The organism is Curtobacterium sp. MCBD17_030, assembly GCF_003224255.1.
Lineage (GTDB): Bacteria > Actinomycetota > Actinomycetes > Actinomycetales > Microbacteriaceae > Curtobacterium.
Window position 1 is genome coordinate 1 of record NZ_QKLI01000032.1, and the last position, 16,905, is coordinate 16,905.

Consider the following 16,905-nt stretch of genomic DNA (forward strand, 5'->3'; position numbering starts at 1 on the left):
AGGTCAATAAAATTGGCATTGACAATGTGCACGCTGTTGAGTTCTCAAGGACCAGACGCACTCCCCACCCAACACCATCACGATGTCACGCCAGAGAGGCTGGTTCGTTGCCCGGGGAAGCACGGGGCCGGACTGCATCTTCCAGGTCAGTGACCCGGTCAGTGTCTCGGCCGTTCCGTTCTCCGCCTCAGCGGCAACGAGTGATTACTTTACGCACGGGTGAACGGCAGCGCCAAGCCAGCCCGACGCCCGGGCGTGTCGCGTTCTACGCGGGGTCGTGGGCACGCGCCCCCAGGAACGCCGGAAGGCGCGGTGCGAACTCGCACCGCGCCTCCTGGCAGACCCGTCGCCATGGCGACCGGCATCGAGAACGGACCGTCAGTCGGCCGCGGCCAACTGCCCGCAGGCGCCGTCGATCTCCTTGCCGCGGGTGTCGCGGAGGGTCGTCGGGATGCCGGCGGCGTTGAGTCGGCGGACGAACTCGTCCTGCACGTGGACCTCGGACGAGGTCCACACGGAGCCGGGCGTCGGGTTCAGCGGGATCGGGTTGACGTGCACCCAGCCCTTGCCACGCTTGTTGAGCTTCTCCGCCAGCAGGTCGGCTCGCCAGGCGTGGTCGTTCATGTCCTTGATGAGCGCGTACTCGATCGACACTCGCCGGCCGGTCTTGACGTAGTAGTTGTGGGCGGCGTCGATCGCCTCGTCCGCCTTCCACTTCGAGTTCACCGGGATGAGCTCGTCGCGGAGTTCGTCGTCGGGTGCGTGCAGCGAGAGCGCGAAGGTCACGGGGATGTCCTCTTCCGCGAGCTTCAGCATCGCCGGCACCAGCCCCACAGTCGAGATCGTGATGCCGCGGGCACTCATGCCCAGGCCGTTCGGCTGCGGAGCGACCATGATCCGCACGGCGTCCATCACGCGCTTGTAGTTCGCGAGCGGCTCCCCCATGCCCATGAACACGATGTTCGTCACGCGCTCGGCGTCGACACGGTCCTGCCCGCCCTTGCGCGGGTCTCCCCCGAGTTCCCCGGCGGCGATGGCGGCGTTCGCGCGGACGATCTGCTCGATGATCTCGGCCGTCGACATGTTCCGGGTGAGGCCGGCCTGTCCGGTCGCGCAGAACGGGCAGTTCATGCCACAGCCGGCCTGGGACGAGACGCAGAGGGTGATGCGACCGGGGTAGCGCATGAGCACCGACTCGACCAGGGCGCCGTCGTGCAGCTTCCAGAGGAACTTGATCGTGTCGCCCTTGTCGGTCTCGAGACGACGGGTCTCGGTCAGCAGGGGCGGCAGCATCCCGGCGACGAGTTCCTCGCGCTGGGCCGCCGGCAGGTCGGTCATCTTCGCCGGGTCGGACGTGTAGTGCGTGAAGTAGTGGGTGGCGAGCTGCTTGGCGCGGAACCCGGGCAGCCCGAGTTCCTTCACCTTGGCTTCGCGCTCCGCCACCGTCAGGTCCGCCAGGTGCACCGGCGGCTTGCCCCGCTTCGGGGACGCGAACTGCAGCAGCGGCCGACCGTCGGTCCCGGTCGCCTGCTGCCATCCTTCGGTACGCGGGCGCACCTGCGGGCGGGCAGAGCGCTGCTCCTCGAACGGTGTGCGGGTGTCGGTGGCCATCACTCCAGCTTACGGGAGGCCCGCAACCCCTCGAGCGCGCCGGTCCGGCCCGTCAGGTGGTCGCCGCCCCCGGGGTCCGTGTCCTGGTCAGGGGAGGGGGTGGTCGCCGCTCAGGAACCGGCGGGCAGGAGCCGGCTGAAGTGGTGCGCGGCCGGGTACATCGGGACGATGTCGACAACCTCGCCCGGGTGCGGTGCCTGGAGCACGAGCCCCTGGCCGAGGTACAGGCCGACGTGGTCCTCGTCGTCGTAGACCACCATGTCGCCCGGCAGCGCCTCGGACTCGGGCACCGTCGTCGCGACGGCGTCCTGTGTCGGGACGTAGTGGGCGAGCTGGATACCGACGGCCTGGTACGCCACCATCGTCAGCCCGGAGCAGTCGATGCCCGAGTGGCTGGCACCGCCCTCGACGTAGGGGTCGCCGAGGTACTGCAGTGCCGTCTGGAGCACGGTGGCGCGGTCGCCGCCGGCCGAGAGCGCAGCCGACAGTGCCGACTTCGCCTGGGTCTCGGTCACGCCGAAGCGGAGCACCAGGGTCGGGTACGACACGATCGAGGTGGTCGTCACACCGTCCGAGGACACGATCGGCACCTGGACGTCGTGGGCGACCGTGTAGGTCTGCAGGTCCTGCGACGTGGTGGTGGTCGCCGGAGCGGGGACGGCCGTCGCCGCCTCCGCCGGGATCGACAGCGACAGGGTCGAGGTGATCGCGAGCGCCGGGGCGAGGAGCAGCGCGGCACGCTTGGCGTTCGCGGCGCGGCGGACGTGGCGCGGGTCGGCGACGCGCTCGGCACGGAGTGCGGCGTTCCGCGAGACGAACGCGTTCGTCGTCGGCTGCACGGCTCGGGCGGGAGCGAGCGCGACCACGCGGGCCGGGCGCTGGTGCTCGACGAAGGTGGAGCGGGCGACGGCCGGACCCGCTGCGGAGCGGCGGCCGCGGGTGCGCGGTCCGGGTGTGGAGGTCGGGACGGGTGCGGCTCGACGGTCGTCGTCGAGTGCGGGCAGAGCGTGGCGTCCCATGGTTCCTTCCGGGTCCGAGCCGCCCGGTCCGAGCGGCGACTCGGGAAGATAACGTATTGGTCACGAACCTGATCTCGCCTGGGGAACCGGGCCGCGAACCTGCGGTCCGTCACAGGTTCCCCGGACCGACACGTCTCGTCGGCCCGACGCGTCTCACTGGCGGAACTCGTCATGCGGAGGCGAGCCGGGCCTCCCGTCCCTCGGCGAGCGCGTCGAGTCGTGCGGCGAGCGCGACCACGGAGGCATCGACCGGGGTTGCCGCGTCCGCGGCGAGCGCGCCGGGCACCGGTGCCCCCGCCCGGAGTGCGACGGGCAGGACGCCGGCCCAGGTGCGGTGGTCCTCGCCGTCGTCGGGTGACTCCCCCACGCCGGCGGCGCGGACCTTGACGCTGGCGGCGTCGAGCGGGAGTTGCAGGACCTGGGTCTGGCGGACCTCCTTCGCGGTCATCTCGCGCAGTTCCGCCCGACGACCCGGCATGAGGTGGTCGGACACCTGGCGGAGCGCGTCCGCCCGGAGCTCGGCCGGCACCACGGTCGCCCGTCCGACCACCATCGCGCTGCGGTAGTTCGCCGAGCTGTCGAAGGTCGAGCGGGCGAAGACGATGCCGTCGAGGTGGGTGATCGTCGCCGAGACGGGGACGCCTCCGGTCCCGGCGTCGAGGAAGAGTCCGCCGCCGGTCGAGCCGTGCAGCAGCAGGACCGGTCCGGCACCGAGGTCGCCGACGCCGTAGAGGAAGGGCAGCACGATCGGGAAGCCGTCGCGGACCAGGCCGACGTGGGCGACGAAGCCCTCGGCGAGGACCTGGCGCAGGGCCTCGGGGTGGGTCTGCTGGCGGTCGCGGAGGCGTCGGATGGTCAGGGAGGGCAGGGCGTCGTCGGTGGGCACGCCTCGACGCTAGGGTCGGGACTGGATCAGCACGTAGACCAGATCGGGGCAGTTCGAATGGACCAGTCGAGCAAGGTGGCAGCCGTCGTCGCCCGGGTCCGACGGCTGGTCCATGACGGGACGCTCGGCGCCGACGACCCGCTGCCGTCCACTCGTGCCCTGGCGGCCGAACTCGGGGTGGCGCGCGGGACCGTGGTGGCGGCGTACGAGCAGCTCGACGGCGAGGGCTACATCCGGACGCGTCACGGGGCCGCTGCGCGTGTGGTCGGGGGCGCGGCCTCCGGCGCGGGGACGCGGCCGGAGGCGTCCGATGTGGATCCGGTTCCCCGGGTCGGCGGCGGGACGGACGTGCACCGTGCCTCCCGGCCGGGGCCGGCGCTGGACTGCCGGCCGGGGATCCCCGCCGTCACCGCGATCAGCGCGCGCAACTGGCGGGCGGCATGGCGGGCTGCAGCCGAGGCACCGCTGCGCAACGAACTGTCGAACCCGCTGGGCCTCCCCGCCCTGCGGGAGCAGGTCGTCGCGCAGCTCGGTCTGGCGCGCGGCTTCAGCCCGCCGGTGTCCGACGTCGTGGTCGCAGCGGGGACCTCGGAGGCGCTCTCGCTGCTCGTCGAGGCACTCCGGTCCCGGCTCGGTCGTGCCCCGCGAATCGCGGTCGAGGACCCCGGCTACCGCTCCGGCCACCGCGCGCTGACGAGTGCAGGCGCGGAACTCGTCGCCGTGCCGGTCGGACCGGACGGCATCGACCTGGCGGTCCTCGCGACGACCTCGGCCGACGCGGTCGTCGTCTCGCCGACGCACCAGTACCCGCTCGGGTCCGTGATGCCGGTCGGTCACCGGCGGGCACTCCTCACGCGGGCCGCCGTGACGGGGACGGTCGTCGTCGAGGACGACTACGACTCCGAGCTCAGACACCGCGGCACACCCGTTCCGGCGCTCGCGGCGCTCGACACCGAGGGGGTGGTCGTGCACCTCGGCGGGTTCTCGAAGACCCTCGACCCGCGGTTGCGGTGCGCCTACGTCGTGCTGCCAGGCAGGGCCGGTTCACTCCGTGATGCGGTCCTCGCCGCGCGGACGGCGCGTGGTCCGGTCGTGGCGGAGCCGGTGCAGGTCGCGATCGCACACCTGCTCCGGACCGGCGCGTACCGGCGGCACCTCGGCCGGGTCCGGCGGGACTACACGCACCGCCGTGAGCGGATCGCGCTCCGGCTGACGGGAAGCGGGGTCCCCGGCCTGGAGGCTCGTGCCCTGACCGGTGGGCTGCACGCGGTCCTGACGTGGCCGGCTCCGGAGGCCGGTGCGCCTGCGACCGGCGCTGGTGCGGCCGTTCCGTCCGGCGCGGACGTGGCAGCGCAGGCAGCTGCGGCAGGGGTCCTCGTGGCCGACCTCGCGGACTACGAGACCGAGCGGTTCGGCCCCGGGGCGGCGCTCGGCTACGGGATTGCGCTCGGCCACGGAGTGGTGCTCGGGTACGGAGCGGTGACGCTGCCGGAACTCGACCGGGCGCTCGACGTGGTGCTCACGGCGATCCGCGGACCGGTGGCACCCTGACCGAAGTGGCGCAGGCTCCCGGCCGTCACGGATGACGTCGAGGACGCAGGCGGTCGGTCACCGTCGGCGGTCGGTCACCGTCGGCGGACGCGCTCCGTGGTGCCGGTGCGCCAGAGGTCGTCCAAGGACGGGACGGGCAGGTCCGCCGGGATCGCCCAGCCGCGCCGAGCGGCCTTGCGGGCGTATCGGTAGGTGGTGACGCGGAGCGGCTCCACGTCGTGGTTCGATTCGTACTTCGTCATGGCGTGCTCCCTGTTCACGGCGCCCACCCTCCGCTGGCGATGTCCGGCTCCGGAAGACGGGGCCTGCGACCACCCGCGGACTGCGGGACGCGAGACGAACTCTCTTCTTGGGCGGGACGCTACGTGACGTCGGAGGCGGCCGGGTGAACTGCGCCGGAAGTCAGCGCCATGCGGACGACCGGGCCGCCGGGCCACCGGGGCCGCCCGGACGCCGGCGTCACTGCGGGACGCCCCCGAACCACCGAGACGCCGGGGACCTCGGCGGCATCGCGGCGGCGTCTCGGTGCCTCCGCGGCATCTCTGCTCCACGCGGATGTGCGTCCGGGCCGTCGCGGGCGGCAGGATGGTCGCATGTCTGATGCACCTCCCGAGGGGATCGACGAACTGCTCGCAGCCTCGCGAGGACTTCTCGGAGTCGTCGCACGGTCCCTGGCTCCGGCGCTCGAGGACGTCACGGTTCCGCAGTTCCGCCTGATCGTCCTCGTCACCACCCTCGGCCCGACCCGCTCCGGCGACCTGGCCGAACGGCTGGCGGTCGGGCCGTCCACCCTCACCCGCAACGTCGACCGGCTCGTCGCCGACGGCTGGGTCGAACGACTGCCGAGCGCCGAGAGCCGCCGCGAGGTGCTCGTCGGCGCCACGGATCAGGGTCGCGCGCTGGTCGCCGACGTCATGCAGCGCCGTCGCGTCGAGATCGTCGAGCTCCTCGCCGGCATCGGGGAGGACGAGCGCGTCACCGTGTTCGCCGGAGCCGCGGTGCTCCGACGGGCCATGCACGAACCGCTGCTGGAGGAGATCTCGGCGTTCGGCGGGTGAGGTCCTCGCGGCAGCACTGACCTGCCCGCGCGCAGCCCGGTCCGAGCGCAGCCCGGTCCGAGCGCAGCCCGGTCCGAGCTCAGCCCGGTCCGAGCTCAGCCCCGACGGGCCTTCTCCCGCGTCGCTCGCGCACGCGCCTTCTGCCGAGCGGCCTTCTCCCGACGCCGCCGCAGCTTCGGGTCGTGCCGCCGACGGTGCACCACCACCGGCACGCCGACGCCCAGGAAGACCACGGTGCCGATCGCCACCCCCACCGACCGGTGCAGCACGCGGGTCTTCCGATCACGCGCAGCGTTCGACGCCGGCACCACGGAGTCGCGATCGCCCGGGTCGACGAGCACCGCGAAACGCTGTCCGCGGTGGAAGGCGTCCTCGTCGCGCGACGAGTACCGCTCGAGCTCGGTGGTGCTGCTCCACCCGTCGACGGTCTGCTGTGTGGTCGGGATCCACTCGTCCCAGCTGCTGTGCCGACTGTGGTGGTGTTGCTTCCGGACGCTCACCACCTCGGCGGTGGCGCGCACCCCGATGCGATGGAGTTCCACGTTCTGGTCGTGCGCCGCGACCGCCGGACCGAGTCCGAACGCCGTGACGATCAGGCCCAGCGTGCCGAAGTACACCAGCAGGTTCGGCAGGAGCTGCCACACCCCGGCTCCGAACCGACGCCAGGTGAGCGGCTCCGCCGGTCGGCGAGGACGTCGACGACGAGCGGGCCGCCGCCCGGGCTGCCCGGGTCGAGCAGGTCGGGTCACGCCCCGACCTCCGGACACGCGTCGGCGCGTTTGTCCGCGTCGGCCTCCGACACGACATGCCGCCGCAGATCCCGACGCGCGAGGGCCAGCACGAAGGCCAGGACGATCGTCGCGAACACCCACGAGCCCGCACTCGGCCCCGTCGACGGCTCTGCCGCCCTCGCCCCCACGTGCTCCTCGTCCGGCCACGGCGCTGCTGGACCCGTCATGTTCTCCCCCTGTCCCGGCCTTCCATCCTGCCCACCTCGGCCGCTGGCGTCCGGGAGGCCCGCCGCAGCCGAGCGCGTCTCGGGGGGGTACGAACGGGCAGCGACCGTCACACCGGAATGGACGGCGCCGGAGCGCGCTTGTCGCGTCCATGACCTCACCAGCGGATCGACGCGGATGGCTCAGCGTCCTGTCGGTCGCCCTCGGCTCGTTCGTCCTCGTGCTCTCGGAGTTCCTGCCCATCGGGCTCCTGCCCGCCATCGCCGACGACCTGCACGTCGGCATCGGCACGGCCGGCCTCATGGTCGTCTTCACGGGCCTCACCGGCGCGGTCGCCGCCCCGGTCGTGACCGTCGCCACGTCGCGACTGGATCGTCGGACCGTGCTGCTCGGTCTGACGGTCCTGCTCGTGGTCGCGGACGCGCTGGCGGCACTGGCCCCGACGTTCTGGGTCCTCCTCGTCGCACGCATGCTGCTCGGGGTCGGCATCGGCGGGTTCTGGGCGATCGGGGCCGGGATCGCGGGCCGCCTCGTCCCGCCAGCGTCCGTCATCCGAGCCACGTCGCTGATCACGGCCGGGGTCTCGGTCGCGACGGTGGTGAGCCTGCCGCTCGGCGCCTTCGTGTCGTCGCTCGCGAGTTGGCGGCTGGCGTTCGTCATCGGCGGCGCGCTCGGCATCGTCGCACTCGTGCTGCAGCTCGCGATGCTGCCGCGCATCCCGTCGGTCCAGCGGGTGCGCTTCGCGACGCTCGGCGGCCTGCTCCGGGTGCAGCGCGCCCGGGTCGGGCTCATCGCGACGGCGTTCCTCTTCGTCGCCCAGTTCGCCGCGTACACCTACGTGGCGCCGTACCTGCAGGAGTCCGTGCGCGTCGGCCCGGACACCGTCACGCTGGCGCTGCTCGTGTTCGGTGTCGCCGGCATCGCGGGGAACTTCGTCTCGGGCGTGACGCTGAGCCGGAACGTCATCGGCACGATCGGGGTGTCGAAGATCGTCCTGGCCGCCGCCGTCGTCCTGCTGCCCCTCGCGGCGCACTCGGTCGTCGGGGTGTTCGTCCTGCTCGTCGTGTGGGGCTTCGTCTGGGGCGCCCTGCCGCTCGGGACCCAGACGTGGATGTCGACCGCGTCCCCCGGTGGTTCGGAGAGCGGTCTGGCCCTGTTCGTCACGACGATCCAGTTGGCGATCGCGGCCGGCTCCGTGGTCGGGGGCGTGGCCGTGACGGGCTTCGGACTCGCCGCCGACTTCTGGTTCGCCGGTGCCGTCGCGGTCATCGGCGCGGTCGTGCTCCTGTCGCTCGGCTCGCGACGGTCGAGCGCCGTGCCCGAGGTCGCACCCGCACCTGCGACCGGACCGGTCGCGACCGCAGCGGCGGACTGACCGGGTCCCGGCCGGCGCGGTCCCGGACGGGAAGCAGGAGCCGGACGGGAGGCGCGACTCCGCCCCGGTGCGGTACGCCCTTCAGCCGACGTGCGGGCCGGGTACCGGAACCCGCACCGCACTGATGCGCCCGGCGTGCGTCCGGGCCGTGGTCGCCGGGTCGTAGCTGTCCGCCGTCGCCAGGTACAGCGTCCGCCCGTCCTCGCCACCGAGGGCGCAGTCGATCGCACACCGACCGGGAGCGTCGATGCGGTCCGTGACCTCGCCCCCCTCGACGACCCGGAGGAACTCCCCCGTGTCGACCGAGCACACCCAGATCGCCCCCTCGGCGTCGACCGTGCTGCCGTCCGGGGTGACACCCTCGGGCAGCGCTGCCCACTCGCGGCGCCCGGTCAGGGACCCGTCGGGCTCGATGTCGAACGCCGTCAGCTTTCCACCCCACGTCTCACTGACCACCAGGGTGCGGGTGCCGGGCAGGACGTTCGCACTGTTCGGGAAGACCAGACCCTCTGCCGCCAGGCGGAACGAACCGTCCTGCTCGATGACGTAGAGCGGGCCCGGGCGGAGTTCCTCGCCTGCGTAGAGGTCGTAGCCGAACGCGCCGATGTAGGTCCGACCGGTCTCGGGGTCGACGACCAGGTCGTTGACGAGCGACGACTCGACCGACGACAGGTCCGCGAAGACGCTCGTCGTGCCGTCATCCTCGACAGCCACGACCGTGCGGGACTCCATCGAACTGACGACCAGGCGGCCGTCCGGCAGCCAGCCGAGGCCGGACGACTGCCCGGCGACCGTGGCCTCGAGACGGGGGGCGGCGTCCGCGCCGCCGTCCGGGTCGATGGAGAAGACCTCGCCGGTGTGCATGTCCGAGTACCAGAGCCGGCCCTCGTGCCAGCGGTTCCCCTCGGGGAAGCGGATGCCGGTGACGACGTCGGTCGCGGAGTCCAGGGTGATGTGCACCAGGCCAGCATGCCAGTCGCCCCACTGCCCGATCGCAGCATGGGCCCGGGCTCCTCGTTGACAGTTAGAGCTCGAACACTTAGAGTTCTCATCATGCAGGCACCGCACTTCGACACGCCCCTCCAGCTCATGCGTTGGATCGGGTGGGCCCAGCGCAAGGCCGCCGACGAGTGGGTGCGTGAGCGTGACCTCTCGCACGAGCAGAGCTTCGTGCTCGGCTACCTGCAGCAGAACCCGGGCGCCATCCAGCGCGACATCGCCGAGATGACCCGGACCAGTGCGGCCAGCGTGTCGAGCCTCCTGCAGGGGCTCGAGAAACGGGGCCTCATCGAACGACGTGCCGACGCCGGGAACGCCCGGACGAAGCTCGTGTACGCCACCCCCACCGGCATCGACCTGATCGCCGGGTTCGAGGACGCGATGCTCGCCCTCGACGACCGCCTGCTCGCCCCGCTCAGTCCGGACGAGCGCGCCACGCTCCGCGACCTCCTGCTCAGGGTGACCGCGGAGTTGCCGGAACCCACCCGGTAACCGCAGCAGAGCCTCCCGGCCGTCCGCCGGAGGCGCGAGCCTGCCCACGCGACGGCACCCGCCGACGCGTCCCATCGCCATGCCGTGACGGCACTGCCGTCGCGCGCTCGGTCCTGCCCGGAAGGGGACAGTCATGAGCAGCACCACACAGCCCACGGACACCGCAGCGGAGAAGAACCGCTGGTACCTCTCCGCCGCCCCGATCCTCCGAGCCCTCGTGCACCTCTGCGTGCCGATGGCGGCGGCGATGGTCGTCAGCGCCCTGTACAACGTCATCAACGCCGGGTTCATCGGCGCCCAGCACGACACCGCCCTGCTCGCCGCCATCACGTTCGGCACCCCGCTGCTCGGATTGGTGATGGCCGTCGGCGGTGTGTTCGGCGTCGGCGGCAGCTCCCTGATGTCGCGGCTGCTCGGCGCGTCCGAACACGACCCGGCGAAGGCCGGCGAGATCAAGCACGTCGCCTCGTTCGCCGTCTGGGGCTCGGTCGTCACCGGCATCGTGCTCGGCGGGCTCGGGCTGCTGTTCCTCAACCCACTCGTCGGCCTGCTCGGAGCGGACGCCGCCGCCGTGCCCGCCACCAGCGCCTACGTCAGCGTGATGCTCGTCTTCGTGCCGGTGCTCGCCGCCGCGTTCTGCCTGGAGCAGATGGTCCGCGCCGAAGGTGCCGCCCGCCAGGCGATGATCGGGCTGGTCCTGTCGACGATCGGCAACCTGGTCTTCGACGTGCTGTTCATCCTGGTGCTGCACTGGGGCGTCGCGGGAGCCGCGCTCGCGGTCGGCCTGGCGAACCTGGTCAGCATCGTCTACTGGGTGCTGTGGCTCGGGAAGCACAGCGAGAACGTCAGCCTCTCGCTCCGCTGGTTCACGCTCCGTCGATCCGTCCTCGGGCCGGTGTTCGGCATCGGCGTCAGTGAGCTGCTGCAGGCCGGGTTCCTCATCGTCACGACCCTGGTGCTCAACAACCTCGCAGCGCAGTACGGCGACGACCCACTCGCCGCGATGGGCGTCGCCGTGCGGATCGCCCAGGTGCCGGAGTTCCTGGTGATGGGCGTCACGATCGGCGTCCTGCCGCTGCTCGCCTACGCGTACGGCAAGGGCGACCGGGAGCGGCTGCGCTCGGCACTCCGGGCGTCGGCCCTGACGGTCGGGGCGATCGTGTTGCTGTTCTCGGGCACGGTGTTCGTGTTCCGGGAGCAGGTATTCACGGTATTCTCCTCCGACCACTCAGTTCTGGCCATCGGCCTGACGATCCTGGTCGCCCAGCTCGTCGCCACGGTCGTGAACGGCTTCACCGGGCTGTTCACCTCGCTGTTCCAGGCGGCCGGTCTCGCCACCCCGGCGATCGCGATGTCCCTGTCGCAGGGCGTGCTGTTCATCCCGATCGTCCTGCTCGGCAACCTCTGGTTCGGGCTCGCCGGCATCATCTGGGCGCTGACCGTCACCGAGGTCCTGGTGTTCGTCGCCGGGGTCGGGATCTGGCTCGCGTCGCGTGGCCGCATCGATCGCGGGCTGGCCACCGGCAGCGCCGAGCGGGCGGAAGCGGTGCTCGCCGAGGCCGTCTGACGGGAGGTCCGGCCGGACCGAGGCACCCAGGCTCGGTCCGGCTCGTGGTCACCGCCGTCAGCTGGGACGGGCGCGGTCGATCACCACGAGGAAGGGACCGTCAGGCTCCGGTGGGGAACGCTACTTGGACGGCACGGACGCGGAGGAAGTCGAGCTCCTCCGAGTCCGTGCCGGTCTCGCTCGTGGAGTACCGACCGTGATGCCGAGGGGCGGGCGATCGACACGTTCGCCCGCTCGTCCTGCAGGTGGTCGCCCAGCACCATCCGGCCGCCGTGCACCCAGACCAGCGACGGCACGACACCGCGTGCCGTTCGGGGCGGTACAGGCGGATGCGCATCCCCGGTGAGCCAGCGGTCGCGGGCAGGTCGATGTCCTCGACGATCAGGTCGGGAGGCCCGTCGGCCACAGCAGATCGTCCGCGTGGCCGCGTGGCCAGTCGGGCGAGGCGCGGGCCGATGGCGATGGCGATGGCGATGGCGACGGGCGGGATGAAGCGCCCGAGAGCGAGGCCCAGGTGGAACGTGGTCATGTGGTCGTCGTGCCGGTGAGGGCCGTCCCGATCCTCAAGATCGTCCGCCGCATCGCGTGCTCGTCGTGGTCCTGCTGCTCGTCGAGCATCCAGAGGTGCAACGTCGCCGTGCCGGCCTCCCGCGAGTCCCCTCCCTCGCGGCGAGGGAGATCGCGATCCCCCACCGGTTCGTACTGCCGGGCGGGTGGCATCACTGAACACCTCGAGGCCGGTGACCTCCTGCCCTGTGGCGATCGAGATGCCCGCCCCGCCGCCGGACGGCTGGTTGCCCCTCAGGCTGGAAGGAGCCGCGTGCACAGCCACCTTTTCTCGGCGGCCTCCTCACCCGAAGGCGGCTTGCTGGGTCGATGCGACTCGGCGGGGCAACCAGATCAGAAGCGTTCCTGCCCTCAGCAGTGCCATCCCGTTCATGCGTTCACATGGTTCGGTGCGCAAACGGTACACGTCCCTGAATGTTCAGTTGCGAAAACCGTTCAGGTCGTGAAGGATTCTGGTGTCCGGGCATCGAAGGCCGGGCATCGAGCAGCAGAAGGTGGCGAGGAACATGCACAGCACGTACCAGGGAATGCCCCGGACGACGCACACGGCGGGCGCGCACCGGCGCTACGGCCTGACGGACCCGACGGTCATCGAGACGTACGCGTCCCGCCGGGCGGAGGACCCGTCGCTGCTGAGTGGGAGCACCGGGCCGTCGTACGCCGACTTCTTCGCCGCACCCACCGTCTGACATGGTCGGAACCGCACCCCGTTCCTTGGAGGCTGTGTCGTGCCGTTGACCGTCGTCCGCCGTGAGCACATGCACCTCTACGCGCGGGAGCCGCGATCTCGGGCCGCGAAGAACGCGGTCGAAGCGCTGCTGCGGCTGCAGCACGCGGAGGAGCAGCAGCTCGAGCAGGCCCGGAAGGAATCCGGCCTGACGAAGAACGAGTTCCACGCGGTCCGGTACATGCTCCAGGCGCACCGCGACGGGCGAATCATGGGGCCGAAGGACCTCGCCGTGATGCTCAACGTGTCGAACGCGTCGGTGACGAAGATCGTCGACGGACTCGTGGCGAAGGGGGACTTCGTCCGCGCGCAGCACCCCACGGATCGGCGGGCGCAGGTGCTGGAGCCGACGGTGCAGGCGGCGGAGAAGATCGACGACGCCTACGCCCGGTACCACCGGGTCGTGGTCGAGGTCATCGACCATCTCCCCAAGGAGGACAACGACGTCCTTGCCCGGGCGCTGGAACAGGTCACCCAGGCCCTCAACGCAGCGGATCCGTCTCCCGCGTTCGAGGACGAGTACGTCGTCGAGGACGAGGACGAGGACGCCATCGAGTAAGCGTCACGACGACGCGTCATTGCCCGTCAACACTCCCTGATCCGGTCGGTTCAGGGATCATCTGGAGCCCACCGTTGCTGTTGACCGACCGCTTCAGGACGTCGAGCCACGCCTCGTTGACAGCCGGGGCCCTGCTGCCTTCGAACTTGAAACGGAGGCTCACGGTCGGGAAGATCCAGATGGTGCTTCGACCGTCGCCTTTCGACACGGGTTCCTTCCAGGAGAACGCGACGCTCTCCTGACGGCGCAGCTTGCTGATGATGACGATCTGGAGGTGCGCGAGGGTGCGGTCGTCCATCTGGATCTCGGCGCTTTGGCCGTCGTAGATCAAGTACCCCATGTGGTTCTTCTCTCCGGTCGTGGTACGCGGTTGCAGTGACGTCTCGGAAGCCAGCCGCCAGGCCTGCGGACCAGCTCGGGCAGCACGGAGACGTCTGGAGCGAAGCCCCGGTGGAGCGAACTGGTTCGCTAGTTGGCGTCGGCCCACTGGGGGCCTTCGTCGAGGTCGGATTCCCTTGCGGCAGGACCGGTCAGCGTCCGTGCGTCGCCTGCCGGGTTGAGTGATCCCGTCGGCCGTGCGGCGTCCAGCAGCCGGACGGCGTCAGCTGAGCTGATGACCCAGGTCATCGTGGCGGTGACCGTTGCGGTCGTGCTGTCACTGAGATCGTCCGCGATGAAGTTCACGGCGACCTGACTGATCTGCTCCGCATGGACGGTGACGTTCTTGACACCGTCCACGATCGCTCGATCGTCGTAGGGAAGGTTGGAGAGAGCCATGCGGATCCGATCGGTTGCAGGTGAGGTGGCGAACGGCCGCGACCGAAAGTCGGGTGCTCGTGGCCGTTCGCGTGGAACAGGCGAAGGGGCACACCCTCGAGTAGCTGCTCAGGCGCTTCAGGCAGGTCCTGAGTTCGAACGAGACCGGCATCTCGATGGAGCGAGCCGCTCAGGACCCGAGCCAACGGACAGCAGGTTGTCACCTACTTCTGGGAGCCGACACATGTGAGTGTGCCACGCCCGAGAAGAGGCGATGACAGCCAGCAGCCCGCGTGGAGCGTTCAGATCGGCGACGAGGCATGTTGCCCTGGAGATGAACGCGGTACCGACGCGGCGGGTGCGTTTCGGCTGTTGTCAGCCGGTTCGGTGCTGGTCGTCTTCGTCGTGACAGAGGTCAACGCGGCGGTCGAGGATCGCTTCGGCGAGGGTGTGGAGCGGTTGAGCGTTCGCGAACGCACGTGCATGGATGATGAGGAGCGCGTTCTCGACCGACACGTCGAGTTGCGCTGCCACCATCCCGGTTGCTTGTTGGACGTGTCGCCCGGACGGGTGCGTGACGGACGCGGCGGTAGGGGTGGCACGGGTGTCCATGTCGCGGACGGCGCCGGCGAGGATCCGTTGCGCGGTGAGGCCGGCCAGATGTGTCGCGTTGGTGATCTCTGCCGATGAGAGCGGTTTCGTGTCAGCCAGGTACAGGGTGACAGCGCCGATGTCGAGTGAGCTGGTGAAGAGGGGGAAGGACAGCACCCCCGACCAGCCCGTTCGTTGCAACATCACGAGGGCCGTCGGCCAGTCTTCCGCGTTCGCAGTGGCGAAGTCGTACACGGTGACGGGGCTCCGATCCCGGAGCGCTGACCAACCCGGGCCTTCCCCGAGTGCAACCTGCTGTTCGTCGGCGGTTGCAGCCTTCGGGCCGGATGCGGCGACGAGCGCCGTTCCGAAGACCCCCCCGAAGGTGGAGATCGCCGCTGCCGCAACCGGGAGGGAGTTGACGAACGGGCCGGTGAGGTCGTCCGGCGGGTGCTGCATTGCATCATCGGACCTGAGCATGGGCGCTCCCATCGGGATGGGCTGCAGCGCGGGGTCCAGGTACTGAAGCGATTGCGATGAGTGTACGTCTCGAACCTGTCCGCGCCACCCCTGGTGGAGCAATGATCGACGGCACCGGCCTCAGCAGGGTCTCTCTGCACTCCGATCCGACACGCGCAGCACCGCTTGTGCCCTTCGGGGGCGGAGAACTGTGGCGACATCGAGGATCGCGGCCCTCCACCGGTCACCTTCGCGACGAGCGGTCCGCACTCTGGATGGCAGATCCCTCAGCGGGGCTCCGACAACGCCGGCCAACGCTATCGGATGCGGCGTTCTGCGACGAGAGGGCACTCGAACGGGTTCCGGGCCGCGAGCCCGACGCGGTTGAGGTACGCCACCACGATCCGGTACGAATCGATCAACGTGGTCTCGGTGTACGGGACGTCGTGTTCGGCGCAGTAGTCCCGGACCATCTGGCGAGCGGCAGCGAGGTGCGGGCGGGGCATGTTCGGGAACAGGTGGTGCTCGATCTGGTAGTTCAGTCCGCCCATGAAGTGGGCCATGAACCAGCCGCCCCGGATGTTGCGGGAAGTCAGCACCTGACGGCTGAAGAAGTCGACTTTCTGATCGTGCGGGATGAGCGGCATCCCCTTGTGGTTCGGCGCGAACGAAGCACCCATGTAGAGCCCGAACACGGCGAGCTGCACGCCGAGGAACGCGAACGCCATCCCGACGGGCAGGAACCAGAACACCACGCCCAGGTAGATGCAGAAGCGGAGCAGGAACAGAGCCGCCTCGATGCGGCGTCCCCGGATCTCCTTCATGTTGCCGAGGACCCTCGCGGACTGCCAGTGCAGGTTGGCACCTTCGAGGAGCAGCAGTGGGAAGAACGCGTACCCCTGCACCCGGACCAGCAGGCGAAGGAACCCGCGTCGCTTCGCGGCGTCTTCTTCCCGGAACGACAGAGCGTCGAAGGACACGTCCGGGTCCTTTCCGACCGTGTTCGGGTTGCCGTGGTGGCGGGTGTGCTTGTTCATCCACCACGAATAGCTCACCCCGGCAAGGAACGTCCCGGCGTACTGGGCGCTGCGGTCGTTCCACTGGTTGGAGGTGAACACCTGCCGGTGGGCCGCCTCGTGGGACAGGAACGCGAACTGGGTGAACAGCACGCCCAGCACGCCGGCGACGAGTAGCTGCCACCACGACGCGCCGAGGATCACGAACGCCGTCCACGCAAGCCCCAGCACCACGATCAGCACGGCGAAGACGGTCCAGTAGTAGCCGGTGCGGCGCTCCAGCAACCCGCGGGCCTTGACCTGCTTCAGCAGGCCGGAGTACCTCGAGGTGCCGCTGTGTGATCCGGCCGGAGCTGGCCGGGTGCGTGTGTAGCCGATCGGTGTTGTCTCCGTCACGGTCTTGCATCCCTCCCGCGGCGTCCCACTGCACGCCGTCCCTCGTGCTGCACACAGAAGCAGAAGCACGATGAGAACGTGAAGAGGTTGGGCCGGCCGGACAGCGTCCCCGAAGTGCCCCACCACGGGCCTGTGGCTGCGTCGACCCGGAACTTGCGGAAGCCACGAACACCGTGAAGAGGGTCTCCGGCGACTGGACGGCGACGGAGCTCAGCAGTTGGAAAGCCGCAGGGAGCACGGACGGTGCCCCGTTACTTTCTTTGCGCCCTGGTCAGGAGTGATCCTTGAGGGGTGTTGGCCTGTCGGGCCCGGCATGATCC

The 16,905-nt window shown here is 70.4% G+C and carries 18 protein-coding genes; 7 read left to right on the forward strand and 11 right to left on the reverse strand.

The genetic code is table 11. The features are described 5' to 3' along the window. Positions 1-378 precede the first annotated feature (378 nt). The 3 genes from rlmN to DEI89_RS16735 all read right to left on the reverse strand — a co-directional run bounded on the left by rlmN (position 379) and on the right by DEI89_RS16735 (position 3,516). Positions 379-1,611 (reverse strand): 23S rRNA (adenine(2503)-C(2))-methyltransferase RlmN, encoded by a 1,233-nt coding sequence (rlmN, locus tag DEI89_RS16725; protein ID WP_110905192.1) that lies wholly within the window; start codon positions 1,609-1,611, stop codon positions 379-381. 110 nt (positions 1,612-1,721) lie between these two features. After that, a complete protein-coding gene (locus DEI89_RS16730; RefSeq protein WP_110905193.1) occupies positions 1,722-2,630 on the reverse strand; it encodes a C40 family peptidase in 909 nt (302 codons plus the stop codon). A 169-nt stretch (positions 2,631-2,799) separates the two neighbouring features. Next, positions 2,800-3,516: a pyridoxamine 5'-phosphate oxidase family protein gene (locus DEI89_RS16735; protein ID WP_110905194.1), complete on the reverse strand. Its 717-nt coding sequence runs from the start codon at positions 3,514-3,516 to the stop codon at positions 2,800-2,802. 57 nt (positions 3,517-3,573) lie between these two features. Between DEI89_RS16735 and DEI89_RS16740 the strand changes: the two genes are divergently transcribed. Then, positions 3,574-5,067 carry a PLP-dependent aminotransferase family protein gene (locus DEI89_RS16740; RefSeq protein ID WP_110905195.1) on the forward strand — a complete coding sequence of 498 codons (1,494 nt, stop codon included), beginning with the start codon at positions 3,574-3,576 and terminating at the stop codon, positions 5,065-5,067. A gap of 74 nt (positions 5,068-5,141) precedes the next feature. Here DEI89_RS16740 and DEI89_RS17880 read toward each other — a convergent pair whose 3' ends face one another. Beyond that, positions 5,142-5,309, reverse strand: coding sequence for a hypothetical protein (locus tag DEI89_RS17880; protein ID WP_181421711.1), 168 nt, complete (start codon positions 5,307-5,309; stop codon positions 5,142-5,144). Between the two features lie 351 nt (positions 5,310-5,660). Here DEI89_RS17880 and DEI89_RS16750 point away from each other — a divergent pair, with 351 nt between their 5' ends. Then, positions 5,661-6,125, forward strand: a complete 465-nt coding sequence (locus tag DEI89_RS16750) for a MarR family winged helix-turn-helix transcriptional regulator (protein ID WP_181421712.1) — start codon at positions 5,661-5,663, stop codon at positions 6,123-6,125. Positions 6,126-6,220: 95 nt separating this feature from the next. Here the strand turns inward: DEI89_RS16750 and DEI89_RS16755 are convergent, their stop codons facing one another. Continuing rightward, positions 6,221-6,769, reverse strand: a complete 549-nt coding sequence (locus DEI89_RS16755; RefSeq protein ID WP_110905198.1) for a hypothetical protein — start codon at positions 6,767-6,769, stop codon at positions 6,221-6,223. A 463-nt stretch (positions 6,770-7,232) separates the two neighbouring features. On the opposite strand from DEI89_RS16755, the gene DEI89_RS16765 reads away from it, so the two are divergent. Continuing rightward, positions 7,233-8,456 (forward strand): MFS transporter, encoded by a 1,224-nt coding sequence (locus tag DEI89_RS16765; RefSeq protein WP_110905200.1) that lies wholly within the window; start codon positions 7,233-7,235, stop codon positions 8,454-8,456. An 81-nt stretch (positions 8,457-8,537) separates the two neighbouring features. On the opposite strand, the gene DEI89_RS17885 is transcribed toward DEI89_RS16765, so the two are convergent. After that, positions 8,538-9,416 (reverse strand): SMP-30/gluconolactonase/LRE family protein, encoded by an 879-nt coding sequence (locus DEI89_RS17885; RefSeq protein ID WP_181421713.1) that lies wholly within the window; start codon positions 9,414-9,416, stop codon positions 8,538-8,540. A gap of 93 nt (positions 9,417-9,509) precedes the next feature. Between DEI89_RS17885 and DEI89_RS17890 the strand changes: the two genes are divergently transcribed. Further along, the gene (locus DEI89_RS17890) at positions 9,510-9,947 is read left to right on the forward strand and encodes a MarR family winged helix-turn-helix transcriptional regulator (protein ID WP_220033229.1); all 438 of its coding nucleotides are present in this window, start codon (positions 9,510-9,512) and stop codon (positions 9,945-9,947) included. 133 nt (positions 9,948-10,080) lie between these two features. Beyond that, a complete protein-coding gene (locus DEI89_RS16775; RefSeq protein ID WP_110905202.1) occupies positions 10,081-11,514 on the forward strand; it encodes an MATE family efflux transporter in 1,434 nt (477 codons plus the stop codon). 100 nt (positions 11,515-11,614) lie between these two features. Here DEI89_RS16775 and DEI89_RS16780 read toward each other — a convergent pair whose 3' ends face one another. Then, positions 11,615-12,043, reverse strand: a complete 429-nt coding sequence (locus DEI89_RS16780; RefSeq protein WP_110905203.1) for a hypothetical protein — start codon at positions 12,041-12,043, stop codon at positions 11,615-11,617. 493 nt (positions 12,044-12,536) lie between these two features. Between DEI89_RS16780 and DEI89_RS17470 the strand changes: the two genes are divergently transcribed. Next, on the forward strand, positions 12,537-12,770 hold the full coding sequence (locus tag DEI89_RS17470; protein WP_111045080.1) for a hypothetical protein: 234 nt from the start codon (positions 12,537-12,539) through the stop codon (positions 12,768-12,770). A gap of 39 nt (positions 12,771-12,809) precedes the next feature. Beyond that, positions 12,810-13,367: a MarR family winged helix-turn-helix transcriptional regulator gene (locus DEI89_RS16790; protein ID WP_110905205.1), complete on the forward strand. Its 558-nt coding sequence runs from the start codon at positions 12,810-12,812 to the stop codon at positions 13,365-13,367. 16 nt (positions 13,368-13,383) lie between these two features. Here DEI89_RS16790 and DEI89_RS16795 read toward each other — a convergent pair whose 3' ends face one another. From DEI89_RS16795 to DEI89_RS16810, 4 genes are all read right to left on the reverse strand, one after another. After that, the gene (locus tag DEI89_RS16795; RefSeq protein ID WP_110905206.1) at positions 13,384-13,707 is read right to left on the reverse strand and encodes an ATP-dependent DNA ligase; all 324 of its coding nucleotides are present in this window, start codon (positions 13,705-13,707) and stop codon (positions 13,384-13,386) included. A 128-nt stretch (positions 13,708-13,835) separates the two neighbouring features. Beyond that, a complete protein-coding gene (locus DEI89_RS16800) occupies positions 13,836-14,144 on the reverse strand; it encodes a hypothetical protein (protein WP_110905207.1) in 309 nt (102 codons plus the stop codon). A 354-nt stretch (positions 14,145-14,498) separates the two neighbouring features. Next, on the reverse strand, positions 14,499-15,296 hold the full coding sequence (locus DEI89_RS16805; protein WP_146236837.1) for a GAF and ANTAR domain-containing protein: 798 nt from the start codon (positions 15,294-15,296) through the stop codon (positions 14,499-14,501). Between the two features lie 194 nt (positions 15,297-15,490). Next, the gene (locus DEI89_RS16810) at positions 15,491-16,585 is read right to left on the reverse strand and encodes an acyl-CoA desaturase (RefSeq protein WP_258366298.1); all 1,095 of its coding nucleotides are present in this window, start codon (positions 16,583-16,585) and stop codon (positions 15,491-15,493) included. Between the last annotated feature and the right edge of the window lie 320 nt (positions 16,586-16,905).